Origin of the sequence: Lentzea tibetensis, assembly GCF_007845675.1 — a bacterium.
Taxonomy (GTDB): domain Bacteria; phylum Actinomycetota; class Actinomycetes; order Mycobacteriales; family Pseudonocardiaceae; genus Lentzea; species Lentzea tibetensis.
In genome coordinates this window covers 244,759-268,696 of sequence record NZ_VOBR01000004.1, presented here as the reverse complement: position 1 = coordinate 268,696, position 23,938 = coordinate 244,759, and the positions used below count along the sequence as shown (strand labels likewise).

Below are 23,938 nucleotides of genomic sequence, written 5' to 3'. Positions count from 1 at the left end.
ACTAGCGAGTAGACTTACTAGCGAGTAGGTTAGGGCTGTGGACAGGTACCAGAAGTTCGCTTCCTCCGGCCTCGGCCGTCAGCTGGTGCGCAGGCTCGGACTGCCCGACCCGTACCCGTTGCGCCGCGAACCCGGACTCGCCGGCCCGGTGCTGGTCGGTGGCGCCTCGCGACTGCCGTTCCTGAAGCAGTTGGAGACCGGCCCCGCTCCGTACGGCGCGCTGGTCTTCGACGCGTCCGACGTGTCTTCGGTGGCGGACCTGCGGCAGTTGTACGACTTCTTCCACCCGAACCTGGCGTCGCTCGGGCCGTGCGGCCGCGTCGTCGTGATCGGCCGCTCGCCCACCTCGATCGCGCAGCGCGCTCTGGAAGGGTTCGTGCGCTCCGTCGGCAAGGAGCTGCGGCGTGGCGGGACCGCTTCACTGGTCCACGTCGCCGACGGTGCCGAGGACGGTGCCGAGTCGACGCTGCGGTTCCTGTTGTCCGGACGGTCGGCGTACGTGTCCGGCCAGGTGATCCACGTATCGGCACCCTCGGCTGCGCCCGAGTCATGGAACGCCCGCTCGACGGCAAAGTCGCTCTCGTGACCGGCGCCTCGCGGGGTATTGGTGCCGCTATCGCTTCGGTGTCGGGCCGCGACGGTGCGCACGTCGTGTGCCTGGACGTGCCCGCGGCCGGGGACGAGCTGTCCGCGGTCGCGAACTCGGTCGGCGGATCGGCGCTGCAGCTGGACATCACCGGCGATCCCGCGCGGCTGGTGTCGCACCTGACCGAGCGGCACGGCGGCGTGGACGTCGTCGTGCACAACGCGGGCATCACGCGCGACAAGACGTTGGCGCGCATGGACTCCGCGCAGTGGGACTCGGTGCTCGAGGTGAACCTCGCGTGCCAGGAGCGGGTCAACGCCGCTCTGCTGGAAGGAGACGTGCTGCGTCCCGGTGGCCGGATCATCGGCGTCTCGTCGATCGCGGGCATCGCGGGCAACGTCGGTCAGACGAACTACGCGACGTCCAAGGCGGGCGTGATCGGGATGGTCGAGTCGATGGCGCCCGTGCTGGCGGCGCGCGGCGGCACGATCAACGCGGTGGCGCCGGGGTTCATCGAGACGAAGATGACCGCGGCCGTGCCGCTGATGACGCGTGAGGTCGGGCGGCGGATGAACAGCCTGTCGCAGGGCGGTCTCCCGGAGGACGTCGCGGAGACGATCGCGTGGTTCGCCAGCCCCGGATCCGGTGGCGTGAACGGCAACGTCGTCCGCGTGTGCGGCCAGATGCTGCTGGGGGCGTGATGCTGCTCAAGGCCGCTCTGACGTCGTTCCGGCGCGGGTCCACTTTGGACGCCGCACCGGTGTCCGCTGTCGTGCAGGTCGACCGCACGCACCTGGCCGCGTACAGCGCGGTCTGCGGGTTCCGCGTCAGCGACGTGCTGCCGGTGACCTATCCGCAGGTGCTGTCGTTCGCGCTGCAGATGAAGCTGATGAGCGGCCCCGGATTTCCGTTCCCCCTGCCGGGCGTGGTGCACGTCGCGAACCGGATCACCCAGTCGCGGCCGCTGCTCGCGTCCGAGGAGCTGCCGCTGGAGGTGCGCGCGACCGACCTGCGGCCGCACGCGCACGGCACGCAGGTCGACGTGGTGACGTCCGTCGGCGACGCGTGGGTCGGCGTGTCGACCTATCTCCGCCGGACCGGCGGCGGTTCGTCGTCGGGTGCTTCCGTCGAGCGGCCGGAGACTTCGGCGGTGTGGCGGGTGCCTGGTGACATCGGACGGCGCTACGGGGCCGTGTCGGGTGACCGGAACCCGATCCACCTGCACGCGTTGACGGCGCGGCTGTTCGGTTTCCGGCGCGCGATCGCGCACGGCATGTGGACCAAGGCGCGCTGCCTCGCGGCCATGGAGGGCGGGCTGCCGGAGGCCCTGACCGTCGATGTCCAGTTCAAAGCGCCGTTGTCGTTGCCGGGCAAGGCGTTCTTCGCGGCGTCCGGCACCGAGTTCAGCGTGTGGGGGGCTAATCGTCCCCACCTGCTGGGGAGCTGGTCACCCGCGCCGTGACGGCGGGTGCCAGATGTTGCCCTTCACGAGGTCGCCGAAGCCCATCCAGACGAGGTTCATGAGCCGCGCCGCGACCACACCGGCCGGCTCGTCGGGGTGGTCGAGCCACCAGTCGGCCAGCGACTCGCCCGCACCGACCAGCGCGGCCGCGAGTGACTCGGCCTCCAGCTCGGTGGCGGGCGCGGCCTGGGTCGACTGGGCGAGCAGCGCCGCGACCAGCGACACCGCCCGGCCGCGCATGTCCGCGAGCTCGGCGGCGAACGGTCCGCCCTGCGTCGACGCCTGCCGGTGCAGCACCTGCCAGCTGGCCCGGTTCTCGCCGACGAACCCGAAGAACGCGCGCAGGCCGCTCCACAGCTGGACGTCCGGCTCCTGATCAGGCTCGACGCCGCCCGCGATCGCCTCCATCATCCGCGTCGCCTCGCGGCGGATGCAGGTGGCGAACAGCTCCTCCTTGGAGCCCAGGTAGGCGTAGAGCATCGGCTTGGAGATCCCGGCGACGTCGGAGATCTCGTCCATCGAGGCGGCGTGGAACCCGAGGCGGGAGAACACGTCCACGGCGGCGTCCATGATCTGACGTTCCCGAACCGCACGCGGCAGCCTCTTGGCCCTGCGTTGGTCTGCTTGCATCACACCCCCTGCTGGAAGGGGACAAGATTATCCCGACCGGCTTGCAGCCTTACCTACTCGTCAGTAGTCTTACTCGCGAGTAGGTACAGGGAGGGTCAGATGGCCAAGGAAAAGATCGATGTCTCGGCGTTGAAGATCGAGGACATCGACCCGAAGAAGCTCGGCAAGGACGAGTTCGCGGACCTGCTCGACGCGTTCGACGGCGCCGAGCTCAATTTCGCGCAGATCGATCCGCAGAACTTCGCCCGGATCATCTCGCGCGCGTCGAAGGACCAGATCGAGACCGTGATGAGCCGTCCCGCGCTGCGGGTCCGGGTGCTGGACGAGGTGTTCCGCCGGATGGAGGCGCACTTCCGCTCCGACCGCGCGGGCGCGACGAAGGCCGTCGTGCACTTCCACATCGTCGACGACGTCTACGAGACGATCATCGAGGACTCGGCGTGCTCCATCAACAAAGACCCGTCGCGCGAACCGCGCGCATCGGTCACGCTGACCCCCGCGGACTTCCTGAAGCTCGCCACCGGCAACGCCTCCGCGCCCGTGCTGTTCATGACGGGCAAGCTGAAGGTGAAGGGCGACCTGGGATTCGCGGCCGGGTTCATGAGCCTGTTCAACATTCCGAAGGCCTGAGGGGACTTAATACATGGGTGGCTTCTCGCTCGAGCTCAACGAGGACCAGACCGACCTGCGCGACTGGGTGCACGGATTCTCCCGCGAAGTCATCCGCCCCGCGGCGTCCGAGTGGGACGAGCGCGAGGAGACGCCGTGGCCGGTGATCCAGGAGGCCGCGAAGATCGGCCTGTACGGGTTCGAGGCGCTGGCGACCTGGTTCGCCGACCCGATCGGCCTGTCGCTGCCGATCGCCACCGAGGAGCTGTTCTGGGGTGACGCGGGCATCGCGTTGGCGTTGATGGGCACGGGCCTGGCGGTCGCGGGCATCTTCGCGTCCGGCGAGCCCGAGCAGCTCGCCGAGTGGGTGCCGGAGTGCTTCGGTGACGAGGCGGACCCGAAGCTGGCCGCGTTCTGCGCCTCCGAGCCGCAGGCCGGTTCGGACGTCGGCGGCTACCGCACGCGCGCCCGGTACGACGAGGCCACCGACGAGTGGGTCATCAACGGCCAGAAGGCGTGGGCCACCAACGGTGGCATCGCGAACGTGCACGTCGTGACCGCGGTGATCGACCCGGCCCTGGGCACCCGCGGCCAGGCCGGGTTCATCATTCCGCCCGGCACACCAGGACTCTCGTCTCCCGGCAAGATCAAGAAGCACGGCATGCGCGCGTCGCACACGGCCGACGTGTTCCTCGACGACGTCCGCGTACCCGGTCGCTGCGTGCTCGGCGGTCGTGAGCGCGTCGAGGCCCGCCTGGCCCGTGCCCGCGAAGGCCAGAAGGCAGGCGGCCAGGCCGCGATGGCGACCTTCGAGACGACGCGTCCGACCGTCGGCGCCATGGCCGTCGGCGTGGCCCGCGCGGCCTACGAGTACGCGCTCGAGTACGCCAAGGACCGCGAGGCGTTCGGCCGGAAGATCGTCGAGAACCAGTCGATCGCGTTCGACCTCGCCAACATGCGGATGGAGATCGACGCCGCCCGCCTGCTGGTGTGGCGGGCCGCGTGGATGGGGCGCAACAACGTGCCGTTCACCGCGGGCGAGGGCTCGATGTCCAAGCTCAAGGCGTCCGAGGTGTCCGTGTGGGCCACGGAACGCGCGATCCACGTGCTCGGCGGTGCCGGCTACACGCGTGAGCACCCGGTCGAGCGGTGGCACCGCGACGCCAAGATCTTCACCATCTTCGAGGGCACGTCCGAGATCCAGCGGCTCGTCGTGTCCCGCGCGATTTCGGGCATGCAGATCAAGTAGGACGCTTACCCTGCTGCTGCAACCAGCAGCAGGGTTCACGTCCACTTGGAGGACCGCGTGAAGCACGTCGGAGTGGTCGGCGCGGTCGTGTGCGCCGCCGTGATCGGGTCGACGTTCGTGCCGGGTGCGCCGCGGGTGCCGTTGCCGGTCGTGTTGCTGCTGGTGGTCGCGGCCGTGCCCGTGCTGGTGGTCGTCGGTCGCAGGCGGTTGAGGTTCGCGGGCCTGCGCGGGGTGTGGCAGGAGTTGCGGGCGCGGGTGCCCATGGGGGCGATCGCGGTGGCCGCGGTCGTGTTCTACGGCGCCTGGCTGCTCGCGCTCATCACGCTGGTGACCGGACCCGGTGGCGCACCCGAGATCCGCGACGGGAAGTACGTGCTGGTCAACCGGAACAAGGTCACCGAGGTGAGCCGCGAGGTGCACGACCGGGCGGCCGTGCAGGGGTGCGGTTGATGGCGTGCATCGGGCTCGGGCTGCACTCCGGTGGTGCGGTGCTCATCCGGCTGACCGGAGAGCCCGCCCGGTCAGAATGACGGCAGCGGCAGCACTCGGTCGATCTTCTCCAGGTCGGCCTGGTGCACGGCCAGCTGGGTCATGCCGTCCGCCGTCACGTAGTGCAGCACCACCATGTTCGGCGCGATCATCCACGCCTCGTCCTCGTCGACCGCCTCGATGACCAGGCCTTCCTCGCTGCTGAACACCATGCGGTTGTTCCACACCAGCTCGGTGTCGCCCAGGTACAGCGTGCCTTCTTCCCAGTGCCCGTCGACCAGCACCGCCGCACGCGCGTTGCGGTCGTCGGACCGGTAGCCGGTGCGCCAGCTGAACAGCTCGGCGAGCATTCCGCCGAGCACCTCCACGAAACCGGCCATCCGCGCTCCCCCTCGTCGAACGTGGAACGAACGGGCCTGATCGGGCGTTCCCGGCACAGCCGTCGCGATCGGCTGTGCCGCCTACCGGCCCGGCTGAGTCACGCCAACGGCTGACCGGCGGCGCGCAGCCACGCGCGTTCCGCGGACGTGTCCGGTACCGGCGGCCAGCCGTTGATCTTCGCGATCAACACCCAGTACCGCTCGGCCCGCGGGTCGGCGAAGTCCTGGTGCAGGAACAACTTCTCGCGCAGGTGCTCGTCGTTCGGCACGCCGAAGGCCTCGGCCCACTTCGCGTTGACGCGGTCGACGATCTCGCGCGCCTGCGGCGAGTCCGGGGCGATGCCCGCGTCCAGTGCCGCGCGGGCCTCCTGGACGGAGTTCGTGAACGCGTCCATCTGCCCCTGGCTCGGGGCGCCCATGTTCTCGCCGTCCGCGCGCATCTGCTCGTGCCTGGCGGACATCCGCTTGATGCTCGCGCGGAAGTCGTTGTCCTGCACCAGCTTCGCCAGCTCGACCCACGCCTCGAGCTGCTCGGTGGACGGGTCGTCAGGCAGCTCGATGCGCACGGACCGCATGTGCGACTCGAAGCCGGGGTCCAGTTCGTACGGTCCGAACACGTCCTCGAAGAAGTCGTCGAGGATGCGCTGGCGCTCCTCGTCTGTCATGCGCGCCAACTCGTTCATCAGTTCCATCTCCCCTCCCTTGGCGACCGCGCGCAGCACGGCGCGACGGAGTCGCAACGTCCTCATCTGCGCGTCGATCGCGTCCGCGTGCACGCGCGCCACCTCGGTCACCGTCACCTCGCGGGTCAGCACCCGTTGCGCGGTGGGCAGGTCGACACCGAGCTCGCGCAGGGTGCGGACGAGCTTCAGCTTCGCCAGCGCCTCCACGTCGTACGTCCGGTAGCCGGAGTGCGTCCTCGCCGACGGCGGGATGATCCCCTGGTCCGAGTAGAACCGGATGGTCCTGACGGTCAGCCCGGTCATCCTGGCCAGCTCACCGATCTTGTAGCGCGTCACGGGAACCACTCTGAACCCTCCAGTAGGTGGAGAGTCAACTCGAATCCCTCGTTCTGGTTCCGCCTTTTACGGCCTGGTCAGCCCACTCCTGGAAGGTCAATCAGCTCAGGCACACTCACTCCACGCGACGGATTGAGCACGGTCGGATTCATGCGAGCGTTGGTCACGTTGTCCACCGAGCAGGAGGAAACGTGCGACTCATCGCTGGCGTCGCCGCGATCTTCGCGGCGCTCGCCCTGGCCGTCCCCGCCCACGCCGACACCGGACCCGCGACCACCACCGCGGGCAGCCCGAACAAGCAGAGAACGACCCTCGAGGTCCCGGCACCGCCGAGCAGACCACTGATCGCGGCAGCGACGATCTGCCTCAACGCCCACCTGCAGGACATCGGCTGGCAGGGCTGGGTGTGCGGGCAGAACGGCGGTGTGGCCACGGTCGGCACGACCGGTCAGTCCCGCCGGATGGAAGCGCTCGCCGTCACGACCTTCGGCGCGGGCGGCGTCTGCGCGCAGGCGCACGTGCAGGACCTCGGCTGGCTGAGCCAGGTCTGCGTCGCCGACGGAGCCGTCGCGGCCGTCGGCACGACCGGCCAGTCCCGCCGCATGGAGGCACTGGGGCTCGGCTCACCGGGCTCCACCACCTGCGCCGAGGCGCATCTGCAGGACATCGGCTGGCAGGGCGCGCGCTGCGCCGGTCCGGGCGTGGTCGCGTTCGTCGGCACGACCGGGCAGTCGCGTCGCATGGAGGCGCTGCGGGCCTGGTTGCCGTAGCCGCGGCACGGGGAGCCCTCGGCGGGGGCTCCCCTCGGCGCGTCATCAATTCCACCCGAACTCGATTGCCGATTGCGGTAGAAAGGAGTAACCGGCGGTACAACGGATGACACCGCTGGGTGACCGATCTGGGGGATCGATGATGACTCGAATTGGCCGAAGCCTGCTCGCGGGCGCACTGCTCTCGCTGGTCACGGTGCTGCCGGCGACGGCAGCGCAGGCCGACCCGACGCTGTGCCTGCGCGGACACGTCGCCGACGGCGCCTGGCAGGCCTGGACGTGCGAGGCAGGCACCAGCTGGGCGTCCGCGGGTGCCGAGGGAGCAGAGCTGGACGCGGTCCAGTTCAAGGCGACCGGCACCGGTGGCTCGACGTGCGTGACGGGGCGCGTGGAGGGCGAAGGTCAGCTGCCCGCCGTCTGCACCGCCGACGGGCAGGTCGGCACGCTCGGCGCCTACAAGAAGCTCGGGTCCATCGGCATCGGCAACTCCGCGCACAGGACGTGCGCGCGGGGGTACTCCACGGATGCGGGGTGGCAGTCGAGCCAGTGCGCCGAAGGCGGCTACACGGTGCAGATCGTCGCAGGCGCCTACAAGGCGCTCGGCGTGGTCACGGCCAACCTGTCGTGACGTGCGGAAGCCCCCGGTCTCCTTCGACCGGGGGCTTCCGCCGTGCTCAGTAGGTGATCGCCAGGCCGGGATCGGCCAGCAGCGCACCGACGTCGGCGAGGAACTGCGAGCCCTGCTGGCCGTCGACCACGCGATGGTCGAACGACAGCGCGAGCTGGCAGATCTTCCGAACGACGATCTGGCCGTCCACCACCCACGGCATGTCGCGGATCGCGCCGAGCGCGAGGATCGCGGACTCACCGGGGTTGAGGATCGGCGTGCCGGTGTCGACGCCGAACACACCCACGTTGGTGATCGTGATGGTGCCGTTCATCATGTCGGCCGGTGACGTCTTGCCTTCGCGGGCAACGGAAGCGAGCTCGTCGAGCGCGCCGGCCAGCTCCTTCAACGACATCCGGTCGGCGTCGCGGACCTTGGGCACCACGAGGCCGCGCGGCGTGGCTGCCGCGATGCCCAGGTGCACGTAGTCCTTGTAGACGATCTCGCCCGCCGCGGCGTCCCAGGTCGCGTTCACGTCCGGGGTGCGCTTGGCCGCCAGGACGACGGCCTTCGCGCAGAACGCGAGCGGCGTCAGCTTCACGCCGCGGAACTCCGGCGCGTTCTTCAGGCGCGCGCGCAGTTCCATCATCGGCGTGACGTCGACGGTCAGGAACTCCGTGACGTGCGGCGCGGTGAACGCGCTGTCCACCATCGCCTGCGCGGTCGCCTTGCGGACGCCCTTGATCGGCACCCTGCGCTCGCGCGTGCCGTTGTCCACAAAGGATGGAGCAGCGGCGGCGGGAGCGGCGACGGCCTGTTCGACGTCCTGACGCGTGATGACGCCGTCCGGGCCGGAGCCCGTCAGCGCGCGCAGGTCGACACCGAGGTCCTTGGCCAGCTTGCGCACCGGCGGCTTGGCCAGCGGCACGTAACCACCAGGAGCCGCAACGGGTTCCGGAGCGACCGGAGCGGCGACCACCGGTGCGGCGGGAGCAGCGACGGCGGCGGCGGGAGCGACGGGCGCCGAGTCCTTGCGGGCACGGCGCTTGGCCGCACCGGACTTGGGCCCGTAGCCGACCAGCGTGGCGATCCGGCCGCCCGGCATCTCCTCGCCGATCTTGCCGCTGGACGGCGTGCCGTTGAGATCACCCGACACCGAGGCCGCGGGCGCCGGCTCGGGAGCCGCCGCACCACCGGGGTCGGTGTCGATCGTGATGATCGGGACGCCGACCTCGACGGTCTGACCGGGCGACGCGTGCAACTCGGTCACCACGCCCGCCCACGGGCAGGGCAGCTCGACGGCGGCCTTGGCCGTCTCGATCTCCACGATGATCTGGTTGACCGTGACCGCGTCGCCCGGCTTGACGTGCCAGGTGAGGATCTCGGCCTCGGTCAGCCCCTCGGCCGTGTCCGGCAGGGGGAACTGCTTGTACTGCGGCATCGAAGATTCCCCTTACCAGGCGAGCGAGCGGTCGACGGCGTGCAGCACCCGGTCGAGGTCGGGGAGGAACTCCTCCTCGAGCTTCGACGGCGGGTACGGGGTGTCGAAACCGGTCACCCGCAGCACCGGTGCCTGCAGGGAGTAGAAGCACTCCTGCTGCACGCGAGCCGCGATCTCGGATGCGATCGACGCCTCGGACGGCGCCTCGGAGACGACGACGAGGCGGCCCGTGCGACGCACCGACTCGAACACCGGCTCCAGGTCGAGCGGAGACAGCGTGCGCAGGTCGATGACCTCGAGCGAGGTGCCGTCCTCTGCCGCGGCGGCCGCCGCGTCCAGCGAGGTGCGGACCATCGGGCCGTACGCGACGAGCGTCGCGTCCGTTCCGGTGCGCAGCGTGCGCGAGGCGAAGAGCGGACCGGGTGCGACGGTCGTGTCGACCTCGGCCTTCTCGTAGTAGCGGCGCTTCGGCTCGAAGAACAGCACCGGGTCGTCGCAGTCGATCGCCTGCTGGATCATCCAGTACGCGTCGGTCGGGTTCGAGCACGAGACGACCTTCAGGCCGGCAGTGTGCGCGAAGTACGACTCGGGCGACTCGGAGTGGTGCTCGACCGCGCCGATGCCGCCGCCGAACGGAACCCGGATCACCATGGGCAGCTTGATCTTGCCCTGGGTGCGGTAGTGCAGCTTCGCCACCTGCGACACGATCTGGTCGAAGCCGGGGAAGATGAAGCCGTCGAACTGGATCTCGCACACCGGGCGGTAACCGCGGATCGCGAGGCCGACGGCGGTGCCGATGATGCCGGACTCCGCGAGCGGCGTGTCGAGCACGCGCTGCTCACCGAAGTCCTTCTGCAGGCCGTCGGTGATGCGGAAGACGCCACCGAGCTTGCCGATGTCCTCGCCCATCATGAGGACCTTCGGGTTCGCCTCCATGGCGGCCCGCAGGCCCATGTTCAAAGCCTTGGAGATCGTCAGGGTCTGCACGGGGGACGCAGCCGAGGACGACGCGCGATCCATGGTCGGAGCAGCCATCAGTGCTCACCTCCAGCGAAACCCGATACGTAGCTGAGGAACTCGTCGCGCTGGGCCTCCAGGTTGGGGTTGCCCTCCGCGTACACGTTGCTGAAGATCCGTTCCGCCGGCGGGTCCGGCATGTTCACGCAGAACTCGCGCAGCTCCTCGGCCAGCGTGTCGGCCTCGGCCTCGATCTCGGCGAAGAACGCCTGGTCGGCCCACTGCTGCTTGACGAGGTAGACCTTGACGCGCTCGATCGGGTCCTTGAGCTTCCACAGCTCCAGCTCGTCGGAGAGCCGGTAGCGGGTGGGGTCGTCGGACGTGGTGTGCGCGTCCATGCGGTAGGTGAAGGCCTCGATGAGGATCGGGCCGTTGCCGTGGCGGCACTCCTCCAGCGCCCAGCGCGTGACGGCCAGCGTGGCCAGCACGTCGTTGCCGTCGACGCGGATGCCGGGGAAGCCGTAGCCGCGGGCGCGCTGGTAGAGCGGGAGGCGCGACTGGCGCTCGGTGGGCTCGGAGATGGCCCACTGGTTGTTCTGGCAGAAGAACACGAGCGGCGCGTCGTACACCGCGGCCCACACGAAGCCCTCGTGCACGTCGCCCTGGCTGGTCGCGCCGTCGCCGAAGAAGCACATCGTGGCTTCGCCGTCGTCGTCGCCGACCTTGCCGTCGAACTTCTGGCCCATCGCGTAACCGGCCGCGTTGAGGACCTGGTTGCCGATGACGATCGTGTACGGGTGGAACTTCCGCTCCACCGGGTCCCAGGTGCCCTGGTCGGTGCCGCGGAAGATGCCGAGGAGCTCGGTCGGGTGGACGCCCTTGGTCCACGCGATGCCGTGCTCGCGGTAGCTCGGGAACGCCATGTCGTCCGGACGCATCGCGCGGCCGGCGCCGATCTGCGCGGCTTCCTGACCGAGCAACGGCACCCAGATGCCGAGCTGGCCCTTGCGCTGCAGGGCGTTGGCCTCGCGGTCGACCCGGCGGATCAGGACCATGTCGCGGTACAGGCCGCGCAGCTCCTCCGCCGTGATGTCGATGTCGAAGTCGGGATGCTGAACACGCTCGCCCTCAGGAGTGAGGAGCTGCACCAGGTCGGCGCCGCCCTCGTCTGTAGCTCGCAAGCCTGCGATCACCTGTTCCGCTGTCGGTTTTGCGGCAGTGGCGGCCGGCGCTGCATCCGGCTCCGGGTGCGTCCATTGCTCAGGGGACGACATTGCGCCTTCTCCTCGTCTACGAGTCCGCCCCGGTCGCTCGTGACGACCTCGTGCGGCGGCGCCGCCGGTCGCCGCCGCCCCTGTGGGGGCGTCGTGCGTTCCGTCGGCGCTGACGGTGTTCTCATCCACATCCTGACACGGCCTCACCCGTGTTGGTGAGTGGCATCCCACCTAGTAACACAATCGGCAACGTTCTGAACAGCGCAAACAGTAGGAAGGTCAACCTTTGGCAATCCGACTAGGCCGTTCGGTGACCGGACAGCACTGTCCCGGTTACCGATCGTTAACCTAGCAGCGGCTTGGTGTCATGACAGGATCGGCTGCGTGGAGCGCTCCGTTGTAACCAGCACCGTTCGCAGGCTCTGGGACGAAGAGATCGTCCCCAGCCTCTCCGAGCTCGTCGCCGTCCCGGCCATCTCACCGGTCTTCGACCCCAGGTGGGCGGAGAACGGCCAGCTCGCCGCCGCCATCGAGCACGTCCGCGCCTGGCTCGCCCAGCGCTCGCTGCCCGGCGCGACCATCGACGTCGTTCAGCTCGATGGCAGGTCCCCGTTGCTGCTGGTCGACGTGCCGGCCACCGACTCTTCTTCTGACACGGTGCTGCTCTACGGCCACCTCGACAAGCAGCCGCCGGTCGCGAACTGGTCCGACGGTCTCGGTCCGTGGACTCCGGTGCTCAAGGACGGCCGCCTCTACGGCCGCGGCGCGGCCGATGACGGCTACTCCGGCTACGCGGCGGTGGCCGCGTTGGAGGCCGTGCGCGCCGCGGGCGGCACCCATTCGCGTGCCGTGATCCTGTTGGAAACCGGCGAGGAGTCCGGCAGCCCGGACCTCCCGGCGTACCTGGAGCACCTGAGCGACCGGCTCGGTGACGTGTCGCTCGTCGTCTGCCTCGACTCCGGCGGCAGCGACTACGACCGGATGTGGCTGACCACGTCGCTGCGCGGCCTGCTGCAGGTCACGGTCACCGTGCGCATCCTCGAGTCCGGCCTGCACTCGGGCATGGCGTCCGGCATCGTGCCCAGCTCGTTCCGCATCGCGCGGCTGCTGCTCGACCGGCTCGAGGACGCCGAGACGGGCGTCGTGAAGGTGCCGGAGATGCACGTCGAGATCCCGCCGCACCGCATCACCGAGACCCGCGAGGCCGTCGAGACCGCGCCCGGCGCGCTGCTCGGCGCCGTCCCGCGCGTCGGTGACCTGCGGGCCATGTCCGACGACGAGACCGAGCTGGCGCTCAACTCCGGTTGGCGGCCGACGCTGTCCATCACCGGCGCCGACGGCCTGCCCGCGCCGGACGACGCGGGCAACGTGCTGCGCCCGTTCACGTCGATCATGCTGTCGTTCCGCCTGCCGCCGACCGCGGACGCCAACGCCGCGCTGGCGGCCGTCACCGAGCTGCTGACCACGGACGTCCCGTACGGCGCGACCGTCGAGCTCAGCCGCATCGAGGCGGGCAACGGCTGGAACGCGCCCGAGCTGGCGCCGTGGCTGCGGGCCGCGCTGGACGACGCGGGCAAGGAGGTCTTCGGCGCGCCGTGGCGAACCGTGGCGCTCGGCGGCTCGATCCCGTTCATGGGGTTGTTGCACGAGGCTTACCCGGACGCGCAGTTCGTCGTGACCGGCGCCGTAGGGCCGGACTCCAACTGCCACGTGCCGGACGAGTGGCTGCACCTGGCCCAGGCCGCGCGGGTCACCGAGGCGGTCGCGTTGGTGCTGGACGCGCACTCGAAGCGCTCGTGAGTGGTAAATGACTCAGACCTGACCCTGGATTAACCAGCGGCCGGAACCGGTGCCCCACACTGGGCGCCATGAGCGAGCGAACGGAACGGGAACGTCTGGCGACGTCGGGTACTCCGACGTCGCCGTGGCGTCTGTGGGGCCCGTACCTCGCCGGGCGCCAGTGGGGCACCGTGCGCGAGGACTACTCGGCGGGCGGCGACGCGTGGACGTCGTTCCCGTTCGACCACGCTCGCGCCCGCGCCTACCGCTGGGGCGAGGACGGCATCGCGGGCATCTGCGACGTCCACGGGTTCCTCAACTTCGGGCTCGCGCTGTGGAACGGCAAGGACCCGATCCTCAAGGAGCGGTACTTCGGCCTCACCAACGACGAGGGCAACCACGGTGAGGACGTCAAGGAGCACTGGTGGGTGACCGACGGGACGCCCACCCACTCCTGGATGCAGGTGCTCTACCGCTACCCGCAGCAGGAGTTCCCGTACGACGAGCTCCGCAGGCTCGCGCGCGAGGCCGGACGCGAGGAGCGCGAGCCTGAGCTGAGCGACACCGGCGTGCTCGACCAGAACCGGTTCTTCGACGTGCGGGTGACCTACGCCAAGGCGGGCACCGACGACATCTGCGTCGAGATCAGCGCCACCAACCACGGGCCCGCACCGGCGCCGTTGCACCTGCTCCCCCAGCTGTGGTTCCGCAACACCTGGGCGTGGGGCCGCGACGAACGGCCGTGCTCGATCGTCGGCAGCACGAGGAACGGCCGGAGCTTCACCGCCGAGCACGGGCAGCTCGGGCGCTACCACCTGCACACCGAGGGCACGCCGACGCTGCTCGTCACCGACAACGAGACGAACGAGCAGCAGCTCTTCGGCGCGCACAGCAACCCGACGCGGTTCACCAAGGACGGCATCGACGAGTACGTGGTGAAGGGGTCGACGACCAGCTGCCAGGTCGTCGGACCGGACGACACCAGCGAGCCGGGCACGAAGGCCGCCGCCTGGTACTCGTTCGACCCGGTCGAGTCCGGCGAAACCGTGACCGTCCGGCTGCGCCTCACCGCGCTGGAGCACGACGACCCGTTCGGACCGAGCTTCCAGTCCACTGTGGATGAGCGAAGACGAGACGCGGACGACTTCTTCGCCGACCTCCTGCCCGGCGGCACGCCTGAGGAACAGCAGGTGCTGCGCAAGTCGCTCGCCGGCCTGATGTGGACCAAGCAGCACTACCGGTTCCGCGCCCGCGACTGGCTCGACGGCGACCCGACCAAGCCCGAGGCGCCGCAGTCGCGCCGGACGCCGACCGCGCGCAACACGCACTGGCGGCACCTCGACGTCGCCGACGTGATCTCCATGCCGGACGAGTGGGAGTACCCCTGGTTCGCCGCGTGGGACCTGGCGTTCCACACGATCCCGTTCACGCTCGTCGACCCGGCGTTCGCGAAGGAGCAACTGCTCCTGCTGTGCCGCGAGTGGCTGATGCACCCGAACGGCCAGCTGCCCGCGTACGAGTGGGAGTTCGGCGACGTCAACCCGCCGGTGCACGCGTGGGCCGCGCTGCAGGTGTACCGGATGGACGGCAGCTGGGACCGCAAGTTCCTGGCGAAGGTCTTCCACAAGCTGCTGCTCAACTTCTCCTGGTGGGTCAACCGCAAGGACGCCGACGGCAGCTACCTGTTCGAGGGCGGCTTCCTCGGCATGGACAACATCGGCCCGGTCAACCGGTCCGAGCCGATGCTCGGCGAGTGGCGGCTGGAGCAGTCCGACGCGACGAGCTGGATGGCCGCGTACTCGTTGCACCTCATGCAGATCGCACTGGAGCTGGCGCGCGAGGACGAGTCCTACGAGGACGTCGCGACGAAGTTCGTCGAGCACTTCCTGAGCATCGCGGAGGCGTTCACGCACTTCGGCAGCGCGGGCACGAGCATCTGGAACGAGGAGGACGGCTTCTGCTACGACCTGGTGAGCCGCAGGCACCCGGACGGCAGGGTCGAGTCCGAGCCGGTGCGCGTCCGCTCGATGGTCGGCCTCATCCCGTTGCTGGCCAACGCGGTGCTCGAACCGTGGGTGCTCAGCGACCTGCCCGGATTCACCAGCAGGCTCGACCACCTGCTGAAGCGGCGTCCCGAGCTGCGCCAGTTCATCTCCTTCAGCGACAAGGGCGCGTTCGTCAGCCTGCTCAACGAGCCCAAGGTGCGACGCCTGCTCAACCGGATGTTCGACGAGCAGGAGTTCCTGTCGCCGCACGGCATCCGCTCGCTGAGCGCGGCGCACCGCGAGGGGCTCGAGGTGATCGTCGCGGGCAAGGAGCACCGGATGGGCTACGAGCCAGGCGAGTCGCACACGCCGATGTTCGGCGGCAACTCGAACTGGCGCGGCCCGATCTGGTTCCCGACGAACGCGCTGCTCGTCGAGGCGCTGCGCACGGCGGACGCCTACTTCGACGGCGGGTTCTCCGTCGAGCTGCCCACCGGGTCGCGGCAGTTCGTCACAGCCGCCGAGGCGGCGGACGAGCTGGCGCGCAGGCTGGTGTCGCTCTTCCTGCCGGACGCCGACGGGCGGCGGCCGAGTGACGGCAAGCGCGTCGAGGCGAGCGACCACCCGCTCTGGCGCGAGCACGTGACGTTCTCCGAGTACTTCGACGGGGACACCGGCGAAGGACTCGGCGCCACGCACCAGACGGGGTGGACCGCGCTGGTCGCGAGCCTGCTCAAAGATCGCGGAGCACCGTCCGGCGGGCATTGACGCCGCAGGTCACGGCCCTGTTGATCAGATGACACTGCAGAGAGTCGTCATACGGCCGCATTACGTGCATCTGTTGTGTGATCTAGCCCAATTCGCGCAACAAACTGCGGCCGGACGGGCGATTCGACGCAAAAGTCATGCGTGAACGCGGTCTGTAACACGCACGTGCTGTGCACCACGTCACCCAAGTGGCAGTATCCCGGTCACTCGTCCGCGACAGTTACGAGGAGTGACGCAGTGGCTCGTCGAACCAGGCAGGTGCTGGCCCTGATCCCGGCGGTGGGGTTGGCCGTGATGGCAGCAGCGGGCTGCGCAACGCCGGTGAACCAGGGGTCGGGAACCGGCGACGTCCCCCTCATCCAGAGCGGCAAGCTGGTCACCTGCACGCACCTGTCCTACAAGCCGTTCCAGTACAGCGAGGGCGACAAGACCGTCGGCTTCGACGTCGACCTCGTCGACCTGGTGGCGAAGGACCTCGGCGTCAAGCAGGAGATCTTCGACACCCCGTTCGAGACGATCACGTCCGGCACGAGCTTCAACGCGAACCAGTGCGACCTGGCCGCGGCCGGCATGACGATCACCGAAGAGCGCAAGGGCGCGATCGACTTCTCCGAGCCGTACTTCGACGCCTCCCAGGCGCTGCTCGTGAAGAAGGACTCGGGTCTGAAGGACCTCGCCGCGCTGAAGGGCAAGAAGCTCGGTGTCCAGCAGGACACCACCGGTGAGAAGTACGCGAACGACAACGCGGCCGCCAACGGCTACACCGTCGTCCAGTTCGAGGACCTCCCGCTGATGGAGACCGCCGTCCGCACCGGCGCGGTCGACGCGGCGATCAACGACAACGGCGTGCTCTACGACTACGCCAAGGAGTTCCCGGACACCGAGGTCACCAAGGAGTTCGACACCGGTGAGCAGTACGGCATCGGCGTCAAGAAGGGCAACACCAAGCTGCAGGCCAAGATCAACGACGTGTTGAAGAAGGCCAAGGACAGCGGCGAGTACGACAAGATCTACGAGAAGTGGTTCGGCAAGAAGCCCGAGAAGAAGTAACGGCTTCTCACGGGGCCGGTGCAGCACAACGCGCCGGCCCCGCCGCATGTCCGAACCAAACCGCTAGGAGCCCTCGATGGCAATGTCGAAGCGCAAGCGGGCGCAGTACATCCGGTACGGGCAGTACGGCCTGCTGGTCGTCGTCGCCGGGCTGGTCGCCGTGCTCGCCGACTGGGGTCAGATCCGCCGGGCGTTCTTCAACACCGACATCGCGGCGTCGATGTTCCCCAACATCATCACCGTGGCGTTGAAGAACACCATCCTCTACACGGCGCTCGGCTTCGGTTTCGGTCTCGCGCTGGGTCTCGTGCTCGCGCTCATGAAGCTGTCCACGGTCGCGCCGTACCGGTGGATCGCGACCGTCTACATCGAGTTCTTCCGCGGCGTGCCCGCGCTGCTCGTGTTCATCGGCATCTACTACGGCGTGCCGATCGCCTTCCAGGTGCAGTTCCCCGCGCTCACCACCGTGATGCTCGCGCTCGGCAGCGTCGGTGCGGCCTACATGGCCGAGACGATCCGCGCGGGCATCCAGGCGGTGCCCAAGGGGCAGGTCGAGGCCGCGCGCTCGCTCGGCATGTCCGCGAGCCGCGCGACGATCACGATCGTGATCCCGCAGGCGTTCCGGATCATCCTGCCGCCGCTGACGAACGAGCTGATCCTGCTCACCAAGGACTCGTCGCTGATCTACATCCTCGGCCTGTTCCGCGAGCAGTACGAGCTGACGAAGTTCGGCCGCGAGACGCTGAGCCGCAGCCCGTCGCTGACGCCGATCCTCATCGCCGGCCTCTGCTACTTGATCATCACGTTGCCGCTCGGCTACCTGTCGCGGTACCTGGAGCGTCGTACGGGCGGGAAGAAGGTGTCGGTCCTGTGAGTGGTGCCGCTGTCGAGATCACCGGGCTGTGCAAGTCGTTCGGCCCGCTGGAAGTGCTCAAGGGCATCGACCTGACCGTCCTGCCGGGCGAGGTCGTCTGCATCATCGGACCGTCCGGCTCCGGCAAGTCCACGATGCTGCGCTGCGTCAACATCCTCGAGGAGCCGACCGCGGGCAAGGTCGTCGTGAACGGCACCGAGCTGACCGACCCGGACGTCGACATCGACTCCGCGCGCACGAAGATCGGCATGGTCTTCCAGTCGTTCAACCTGTTCAGCCACCTGAGCGTCATCAACAACCTGACGGTGGCGCAGCGCAAGGTGCTCAAGCGCGGCGAGAAAGAGGCGCAGGAGAAGGCGCTGCACAACCTCGAGCGGGTCGGGCTGAGCGACAAGGTCAACGCGATGCCCGCGCAGCTCTCCGGTGGCCAGCAGCAGCGCGTCGCGATCGCGCGGGCGCTGTCGATGGACCCCGAGGTCATGCTGTTCGACGAGCCGACGTCCGCGCTCGACCCCGAGCTCGTCGGTGACGTGCTCGGCGTCATGCGCCAGCTCGCCGACGAGGGCATGACGATGCTGATCGTGACGCACGAGATGCAGTTCGCCCGCGAGGTCGCGGACAAGGTGATCTTCATGGACGGCGGGTACGTCGTCGAGGAAGGACCTGCCGCCGACGTCATCGGGAACCCGCAGGAGGACCGCACCAAGTCGTTCCTCGCGCGCGTTCTGGACCCGATCCACCACGGTCCGAGCGATCCTGAGTAGTGATCGATCCCCATCGGGAATGCTGATCGCGTGATCCCACGATCCCCGTTCGAGCGGCAGTACTTTGGCTCCGTACCAGCCAGAGCTCGAGCGGGGATCGCATGCAGCCGCAAGAGACCGTCCACCGGACCGTGCTCGTCGTGGACGTCGAGGCGTTCGGCGACCTCCGCCGCACCAACCCGCACCAGAGCGCGGTGCGCGACGCCCTGTACCGGATCCTGCGGCAGGCCTTCGACGAGTCGGGGATCGGTTGGGACGACTGCCACCACGAGGACCGCGGCGACGGCGTGCTGGTCGTCGCTCCCGCCGAGTTCCCGAAGGCGCTGTTCACCGAGGCGCTGCCACCCGCGCTGGTCACCTTGCTGGCAGAGCACAACAGCACCCATCCCGACGAGCAACGCATCCGCCTGCGCATGGCCGTGCACGCCGGTGAGCTCAGGTTCGACGGGCACGGTGTCGTCGGCGCCGCGGTCAACCACACGTTCCGGCTGCTGGAGGCCCGTCAGCTGAAAGCGGCGCTGACCGGATCGCCCGGTGTGCTGGCGATCATCGCGTCGTCCTGGTTCTTCGACGACGTCGTCCGGCACAGCCCCGCCAGCGGTCCGGACACGTACCGCGCGGTGCGCGTGTCCACCAAGGAGACCAGGACGACCGGCTGGATCCGGCTGCCCGACCACGTTTACCGCCCGCGCGACCGGAGACTCGTCATCGTGGGGGCCGCGATCGCCGCCGTCTGCGTGATCTCGTTCGCCGCCGTCAAGCTGCTCAGCCCGGACTCGGCCACCGGCCAGCCGGGTTCGTCCGCTCCCACTCCTGCACCCACGTCGGTCTCCACGAGCGAGCAGACGTCCGTTCCCGCGACGACGTCGACGACCACGGCGCCCGCCCCGACTGCCACCGCGCCGTCCCGGCCGCTGGATCCGACTGGCAGGCCGACCGGTTCCGCACCACCGCCGCCACCACCCACGACCACGGTCGGAGCGGAAACCGCGACCGTGCACGTGCAGCGCGACGTCACACTGGACAGGTACTCCGCGATCGACGTCGACTCGGGGGCGTACAACCCCACCTACGGCGGCGACCTCTACTACGGGCAGGACGCGAACACGCTCGAGTTCTTCTTCCAGCCCATGGCGGACAGCGAGATCTGGCCGGTCGGCGGGACCGGTCAGGACATCGACCGCTGCACCGCCGCCCGCTCGCCGCAGGAGAAGATCGTGCTGACCTCGGTGCCCGTCGTCGTCTGCCTGAAAACCACAGACGGCCGCATCAGCGCGGTCAAAGTCATAAGGTCGGTGGAGGGGCCGTCCGGTCGCAGCTACGACGTCAACTACCTCACCTGGGAGCGCACGACATAGATGGCGCTGAGCAAACTCCCCGCCGCCGACGTGCTGCGGGGCTTGGGGGAGTCCGAGAACAACAGCAGCGGCACCTGGCGCCTGCCGAGGCGCAAGGCGAGCGTGTCACCGGTGATCAGGGTCGTCGACCGGACGATCACCGGTGCGCTCGACCTGCGTGCGGTCGAGGTGCCGTACCTGCTCGAGTTCGTGCGCTGCACGTTCGAGGAGACGCCGGACCTGCGGCAGAGCCGCATCGCGGGCATCGAGTTCAACGAGTGCTCGCTGCCCGGCTTCGCGGGCCGGAACCTGAGCAGCGACAACGACGTGGCGTTCATCAGCTGCACGGTCACCGGCCAGCTGGACCTCGTCGACGCGGACATCGCGGGCACGCTCGTGTTGCGGGACAGCACCTTCCACTCGCGCGGCAGGCCCGCCGTGCAAGCGGACCGGGTGACGCTCGCGGGCGCGCTGCTCGGTTTCGACCTGCGCACGAGCGGTGAGCTGCGGCTCGCGGGCGCGCGCATCGGCGGCAACTGCAACCTCAACGGCGCCGTGCTCGACAACGAGGACGGCATGGCGCTCAACGCCAACGGCGTCCAGGTCGGCGGCAACATGCTGTGCTCGTTCACCGCGCGCGGCACGGTGTTCCTGACCAACGCCAAGATCAGCTCGGCGTTGTCGTTGCGCGGCGCGAACCTCTCGCGCGGGCCGGCGACCGTCGACACGACCGACCCGCACGCCGATCCGAACGCGACGCTCGTGCTCGACCGCACCGACGTCAGCGGTGATGTGGGGCTGGACCGCGGTTTCGTCAGCGCGGGCACGTTGCGGCTGGTCAACGCGAACATCGGCGGCTCGCTGTCGCTCGTCGGCGCGTCGGTCGACGCGATCAGCCCGCCGCAGACGGGCAACGAGCCGATCGGCCGCGGCCGCGCGCTGCACATGGACGGCGCGCAGATCGGCGGTGACGTCGTCGGCAGGAACATGCGGATCAAGGGCCAGCTGCGGATGGTCGACCTGCACGTGCGCGGCAGCCTGATCCTCGACGGCTCGCGGCTGGAGAACCCGCAGGCGGACTGCGTGCTGGCCAACCGGTGCGTCGTCGGCAGCAACTTCGCGGTCCGCGACGCCGAGGTCGAGGGCGGGCTGGAGCTGCGCGGCGTCAACGTCGGCGCGAACCTCGACCTGCGCGGCAGCAGGCTCATCGCGCCCGGCCGCTACCGGCACCAGCCGAAGGAGAAGCCGTCACTGGACATCGGCGGCGCGATCATCGGCCGCGACCTCGTGTGTGCGCAGGGCGACAAGGAGTTCGTCGCGCACGGCGGTGTGCGGTGCCGTCGCGCCACGATCGGCCGGATGGCGAACTTCAACGGCGCGGTGCTCGGGTACAAACTGGACAGTCACGCGCTGAACGGCATGGGCATGCAGGTGCAGGAGCTGATGCTCAACGTCGTGACGCCGCCGAAGGGCGACGTGACGCTGCGGCAGGGCCGCTGCACCTCGTTGGACGACAACGCGATCTTCTGGCAGGCCACCGGGTACATCGACCTCGACGACTTCCGCTACGACTCGCTCGCCAGCCCGATCGACCTGCGCGACGACGCCCAGGTCGAGCTGCGGCTGCACTGGTTGCGGCAGGCGACCAGGCGCGCGTACCGGCCGCGGCCGTACGACCAGTTCGCGGAGATGCTGCAGGCGAGCGGCAACGACGAGCACGCGTCGACGGTGATGATCGAGAAGCAGCGGCTGCGGTACAAGGCGCTCGCGGAGGGCATGCGCTTCTACGGTCCGCTGGTGCTGCTGTGGAGCTGGCTGCAGCGGTCGATGGTCGGCTACGGGTACCGACCGGCGCGGGCGCTGGGGTGGCTGATCGCGTCGTGGCTGCTCGGCAGCCTGTGGTTCGAGTTCAAGCCGGACCTCGTGCCGATCAACGCCGACGACCACCTGCCGTGGAACGCCTGGCTGTACACGATCGACCTGGTCGTGCCGATCGTCGACTTCGGGAACAAGAACCGCTGGCAGACGCCCGGCGCGTCGCAGTGGATCGCGTCCGGGCTCATCGTCACGGGCTGGATGCTCGCGACGACCGTCGCCGCCGGTCTCACCCGCATGCTCAAGCGCTGAGCAGCCGGTGCAGCTCTTCTGGCCGGTGCACGACCAGCTTCTGCCGTCCGGTGCTGAGCACGCCGTCGTCGCGCAGCACGCGCAACGCCCGGCTGACCGCTTCGCGTGAGGCCGACACCAGCCCGGCGATCTCCTGCTGGCTGATCCGCAACGTGATCAGCCAGCCGTCGGCCGTCTGCACGCCGTACCGGTTGACCAGCTCGATCAGCAGCGCGACGACCCGCACCAACGTGGTGCGGTCGGCGTACTCGGCACGTCGCAGGCTGGCGATGCGGAGCCGACCGCTGATGATCTTCAGCAGGGCAGCCGACACGGCGGGCTCCCGCATCAGCTCGGTGAACCTGCCCGCGGGCAGGAAGAGCGCGGTCACGTCCTCGACCGCGATCACCGACGCCGACCGGGGGTTGCCGTCGACCGCGGACATCTCGCCGATGATGTCGCCCGGCTCCCGGACGCCGAGCACCGCGTCGTGGCCTCCCCCGGTCGACGACACGACCTTGACCCGGCCCGCGGTCAGCACCAGCACCCAGCCGGACCTGTCCCCCTCGTTGATGACCACGGCTCCCGACCGGAAGTTGCGGACGTCCGCAACGGACCGGAATGCTTGTCGTGTCGATTCGTCGAGCATGCTCCAGAAGTTCACATGTCCTCCCCCCGGAGAAATGGCCAGTAATTGGCCATTTCTCCGACTGCTGGCCCACCCCAATTGTTGTGTGTAATGTCACCCGCATCCAGTTCCTCGTTGTGTGTCACTTGGCACAGAACGAGTGCCCTCTTCACTGCCACCCTTCCGGGGCCAGCGCAGGAGAAGAGGGGTGAGCGAGATGGAGCCGCACAGGATCGTGGTCTTCGTGCTGATGGGCTGAGTGGCCAGCGGGGAGGAGGTGGGTCAGCTTGCGGGAGCTGACCCACCGGCCCAGCGCCATTGGACTCCGTATCCGAAGCCTTGCACCAACTCGTGGAACTCGGCGCGGATCTCGCCATTCGCGTCCACGCTGAGCAATTCGCCGCACGGCGTCGCGTCGTCCACCATGCGAATCGGCAGGTGGGATACCAGCCAGACCGCGCGAGGTGGATTGCGCACGTCGAAGTGGATTCGCACCGAGAACCTGTCACACCGGCGGTGCGGTGAGAACACGTAGTGCGGCCGCATCGGCTGCCCCTGCGGGACGCGCAGCTGCATCGCGTACTCGTGCGTCTGCCCGGTCTTCAACGGCTGCGGCAGCGCGATCGTGAACCGGAAGTAGCTCTCCGACGGCTGTTCCTGCTGGATGAGTTCGCCGCCGTAGAGGAGCGACGCGTTGACGTCGTGCAGCGGCCGCTGGTCCGCGCGGTGCCTCGGCAGGCTCAGTGCGGGCACGATCGCGTCGACGCCGTCCCTGGTCGCGACGATCGTGCGCCGCTCGACGACTTCCGGCGTGCGCGTGTCGAGCCGCACCTGGGCGTCGAACGCCTCGACGTACCAGCCCTCGTCACGCGGCCGGTTCTCGGCGGCCTGCGCCAGCAGCTCCAGCGCGTCGTCCGCGCGGCGCCGCGCGGTGCGGACCTGCTTGCCCAGTTGCTCGGCGAGCCACGCGACTCGGTCGGTCAGCAACGGGTGCTTCGCCTGCGGGTGGATGGCGAGCGCGGCCAGCGCCGCCAGCCGCAGGTCGGGCTGCAGCGTCTCGGCGAGCTTGCGCAGCTCCTCGGTCACCTTCTGCCTGATCACCGGTTTGGTGTCGGGTGCGGAAATCCCACACAATGCACGCAAGGCGTTGCCTGCGAGCGTGTCGATGTCCGGCGCGAGGACTCCCCTGCCCTTGCGCAGCCGTTTGAGCTCGTCCCTCAGGCCGGACATGGCG

At 69.1% G+C, this 23,938-nt stretch carries 21 protein-coding genes and 1 pseudogene; 14 read left to right on the top strand and 8 right to left on the bottom strand.

The window, feature by feature from the left end:
- Positions 1–37: 37 nt before the first annotated feature.
- Positions 38–1,287 (top strand): annotated as a pseudogene (locus FKR81_RS07635) (3-oxoacyl-ACP reductase).
- Positions 1,287–2,048, top strand: a complete 762-nt coding sequence (locus FKR81_RS07630) for a MaoC family dehydratase (protein ID WP_146350408.1) — start codon at positions 1,287–1,289, stop codon at positions 2,046–2,048. The pseudogene FKR81_RS07635 and the gene FKR81_RS07630 overlap by 1 nt, the downstream one beginning before the upstream one ends.
- On the opposite strand, the gene FKR81_RS07625 is transcribed toward FKR81_RS07630, so the two are convergent.
- Positions 2,034–2,678 (bottom strand): TetR/AcrR family transcriptional regulator, encoded by a 645-nt coding sequence (locus tag FKR81_RS07625; RefSeq protein WP_146350218.1) that lies wholly within the window; start codon positions 2,676–2,678, stop codon positions 2,034–2,036. The genes FKR81_RS07630 and FKR81_RS07625 overlap by 15 nt on opposite strands.
- 99 nt (positions 2,679–2,777) lie before the next feature.
- Between FKR81_RS07625 and FKR81_RS07620 the strand changes: the two genes are divergently transcribed.
- The 3 genes from FKR81_RS07620 to FKR81_RS07610 are packed head-to-tail and all read left to right on the top strand — an operon-like array spanning position 2,778 to position 4,986.
- A complete protein-coding gene (locus FKR81_RS07620; RefSeq protein WP_146350217.1) occupies positions 2,778–3,308 on the top strand; it encodes an SCP2 sterol-binding domain-containing protein in 531 nt (176 codons plus the stop codon).
- A gap of 13 nt (positions 3,309–3,321) precedes the next feature.
- Positions 3,322–4,536, top strand: a complete 1,215-nt coding sequence (locus FKR81_RS07615) for an acyl-CoA dehydrogenase family protein (protein WP_146350216.1) — start codon at positions 3,322–3,324, stop codon at positions 4,534–4,536.
- Between the two features lie 57 nt (positions 4,537–4,593).
- Complete coding sequence (locus FKR81_RS07610) at positions 4,594–4,986, top strand: hypothetical protein (RefSeq protein WP_146350215.1); 393 nt, start codon at positions 4,594–4,596, stop codon at positions 4,984–4,986.
- A 71-nt stretch (positions 4,987–5,057) separates the two neighbouring features.
- Here FKR81_RS07610 and FKR81_RS07605 read toward each other — a convergent pair whose 3' ends face one another.
- A complete protein-coding gene (locus FKR81_RS07605) occupies positions 5,058–5,405 on the bottom strand; it encodes a hypothetical protein (RefSeq protein WP_146350214.1) in 348 nt (115 codons plus the stop codon).
- 98 nt (positions 5,406–5,503) lie between these two features.
- Positions 5,504–6,424, bottom strand: a complete 921-nt coding sequence (locus FKR81_RS07600) for a MerR family transcriptional regulator (protein ID WP_235921373.1) — start codon at positions 6,422–6,424, stop codon at positions 5,504–5,506.
- Positions 6,425–6,615: 191 nt separating this feature from the next.
- Here FKR81_RS07600 and FKR81_RS07595 point away from each other — a divergent pair, with 191 nt between their 5' ends.
- Together FKR81_RS07595 and FKR81_RS07590 are read left to right on the top strand one after the other, a co-directional pair.
- Positions 6,616–7,194: a hypothetical protein gene (locus FKR81_RS07595; protein ID WP_222598193.1), complete on the top strand. Its 579-nt coding sequence runs from the start codon at positions 6,616–6,618 to the stop codon at positions 7,192–7,194.
- Positions 7,195–7,336: 142 nt separating this feature from the next.
- Complete coding sequence (locus FKR81_RS07590; protein ID WP_222598192.1) at positions 7,337–7,822, top strand: hypothetical protein; 486 nt, start codon at positions 7,337–7,339, stop codon at positions 7,820–7,822.
- A gap of 46 nt (positions 7,823–7,868) precedes the next feature.
- Here the strand turns inward: FKR81_RS07590 and FKR81_RS07585 are convergent, their stop codons facing one another.
- From FKR81_RS07585 to pdhA, 3 genes are read right to left on the bottom strand one after another with little or no spacing between them, the layout of a single operon-like run.
- Positions 7,869–9,242 carry a dihydrolipoamide acetyltransferase family protein gene (locus FKR81_RS07585; protein WP_146350211.1) on the bottom strand — a complete coding sequence of 458 codons (1,374 nt, stop codon included), beginning with the start codon at positions 9,240–9,242 and terminating at the stop codon, positions 7,869–7,871.
- Between the two features lie 12 nt (positions 9,243–9,254).
- Complete coding sequence (locus tag FKR81_RS07580; protein ID WP_146350210.1) at positions 9,255–10,277, bottom strand: alpha-ketoacid dehydrogenase subunit beta; 1,023 nt, start codon at positions 10,275–10,277, stop codon at positions 9,255–9,257.
- Complete coding sequence (pdhA, locus tag FKR81_RS07575; RefSeq protein WP_146350209.1) at positions 10,277–11,473, bottom strand: pyruvate dehydrogenase (acetyl-transferring) E1 component subunit alpha; 1,197 nt, start codon at positions 11,471–11,473, stop codon at positions 10,277–10,279. The genes FKR81_RS07580 and pdhA overlap by 1 nt, the downstream gene beginning before the upstream one ends.
- A 315-nt stretch (positions 11,474–11,788) precedes the next feature.
- On the opposite strand from pdhA, the gene FKR81_RS07570 reads away from it, so the two are divergent.
- The 7 genes from FKR81_RS07570 to FKR81_RS07540 all read left to right on the top strand — a co-directional run bounded on the left by FKR81_RS07570 (position 11,789) and on the right by FKR81_RS07540 (position 22,097).
- Complete coding sequence (locus FKR81_RS07570) at positions 11,789–13,213, top strand: M20/M25/M40 family metallo-hydrolase (RefSeq protein ID WP_146350208.1); 1,425 nt, start codon at positions 11,789–11,791, stop codon at positions 13,211–13,213.
- Between the two features lie 68 nt (positions 13,214–13,281).
- Positions 13,282–15,945: an MGH1-like glycoside hydrolase domain-containing protein gene (locus FKR81_RS07565; protein ID WP_146350207.1), complete on the top strand. Its 2,664-nt coding sequence runs from the start codon at positions 13,282–13,284 to the stop codon at positions 15,943–15,945.
- A gap of 237 nt (positions 15,946–16,182) precedes the next feature.
- On the top strand, positions 16,183–16,995 hold the full coding sequence (locus FKR81_RS07560; protein WP_146350206.1) for a transporter substrate-binding domain-containing protein: 813 nt from the start codon (positions 16,183–16,185) through the stop codon (positions 16,993–16,995).
- Positions 16,996–17,071: 76 nt separating this feature from the next.
- The gene (locus FKR81_RS07555) at positions 17,072–17,869 is read left to right on the top strand and encodes an amino acid ABC transporter permease (protein WP_146350205.1); all 798 of its coding nucleotides are present in this window, start codon (positions 17,072–17,074) and stop codon (positions 17,867–17,869) included.
- Entirely contained in the window at positions 17,866–18,633 is a 768-nt protein-coding gene (locus tag FKR81_RS07550) for an amino acid ABC transporter ATP-binding protein (protein ID WP_146350204.1), read from the top strand. Before FKR81_RS07555 ends, FKR81_RS07550 begins: the two co-directional genes overlap by 4 nt.
- Before the next feature lie 101 nt (positions 18,634–18,734).
- On the top strand, positions 18,735–19,991 hold the full coding sequence (locus FKR81_RS07545; protein WP_146350203.1) for a hypothetical protein: 1,257 nt from the start codon (positions 18,735–18,737) through the stop codon (positions 19,989–19,991).
- Positions 19,992–22,097 (top strand): translocation/assembly module TamB domain-containing protein, encoded by a 2,106-nt coding sequence (locus FKR81_RS07540; protein ID WP_146350202.1) that lies wholly within the window; start codon positions 19,992–19,994, stop codon positions 22,095–22,097.
- On the opposite strand, the gene FKR81_RS07535 is transcribed toward FKR81_RS07540, so the two are convergent.
- Both FKR81_RS07535 and FKR81_RS07530 read right to left on the bottom strand, forming a co-directional pair.
- Positions 22,087–22,740 (bottom strand): Crp/Fnr family transcriptional regulator, encoded by a 654-nt coding sequence (locus tag FKR81_RS07535; protein ID WP_235921372.1) that lies wholly within the window; start codon positions 22,738–22,740, stop codon positions 22,087–22,089. The two genes, FKR81_RS07540 and FKR81_RS07535, sit on opposite strands and share 11 nt — an antisense overlap.
- A 246-nt stretch (positions 22,741–22,986) precedes the next feature.
- Positions 22,987–23,934: a hypothetical protein gene (locus FKR81_RS07530; RefSeq protein WP_146350201.1), complete on the bottom strand. Its 948-nt coding sequence runs from the start codon at positions 23,932–23,934 to the stop codon at positions 22,987–22,989.
- Positions 23,935–23,938 lie beyond the last annotated feature (4 nt).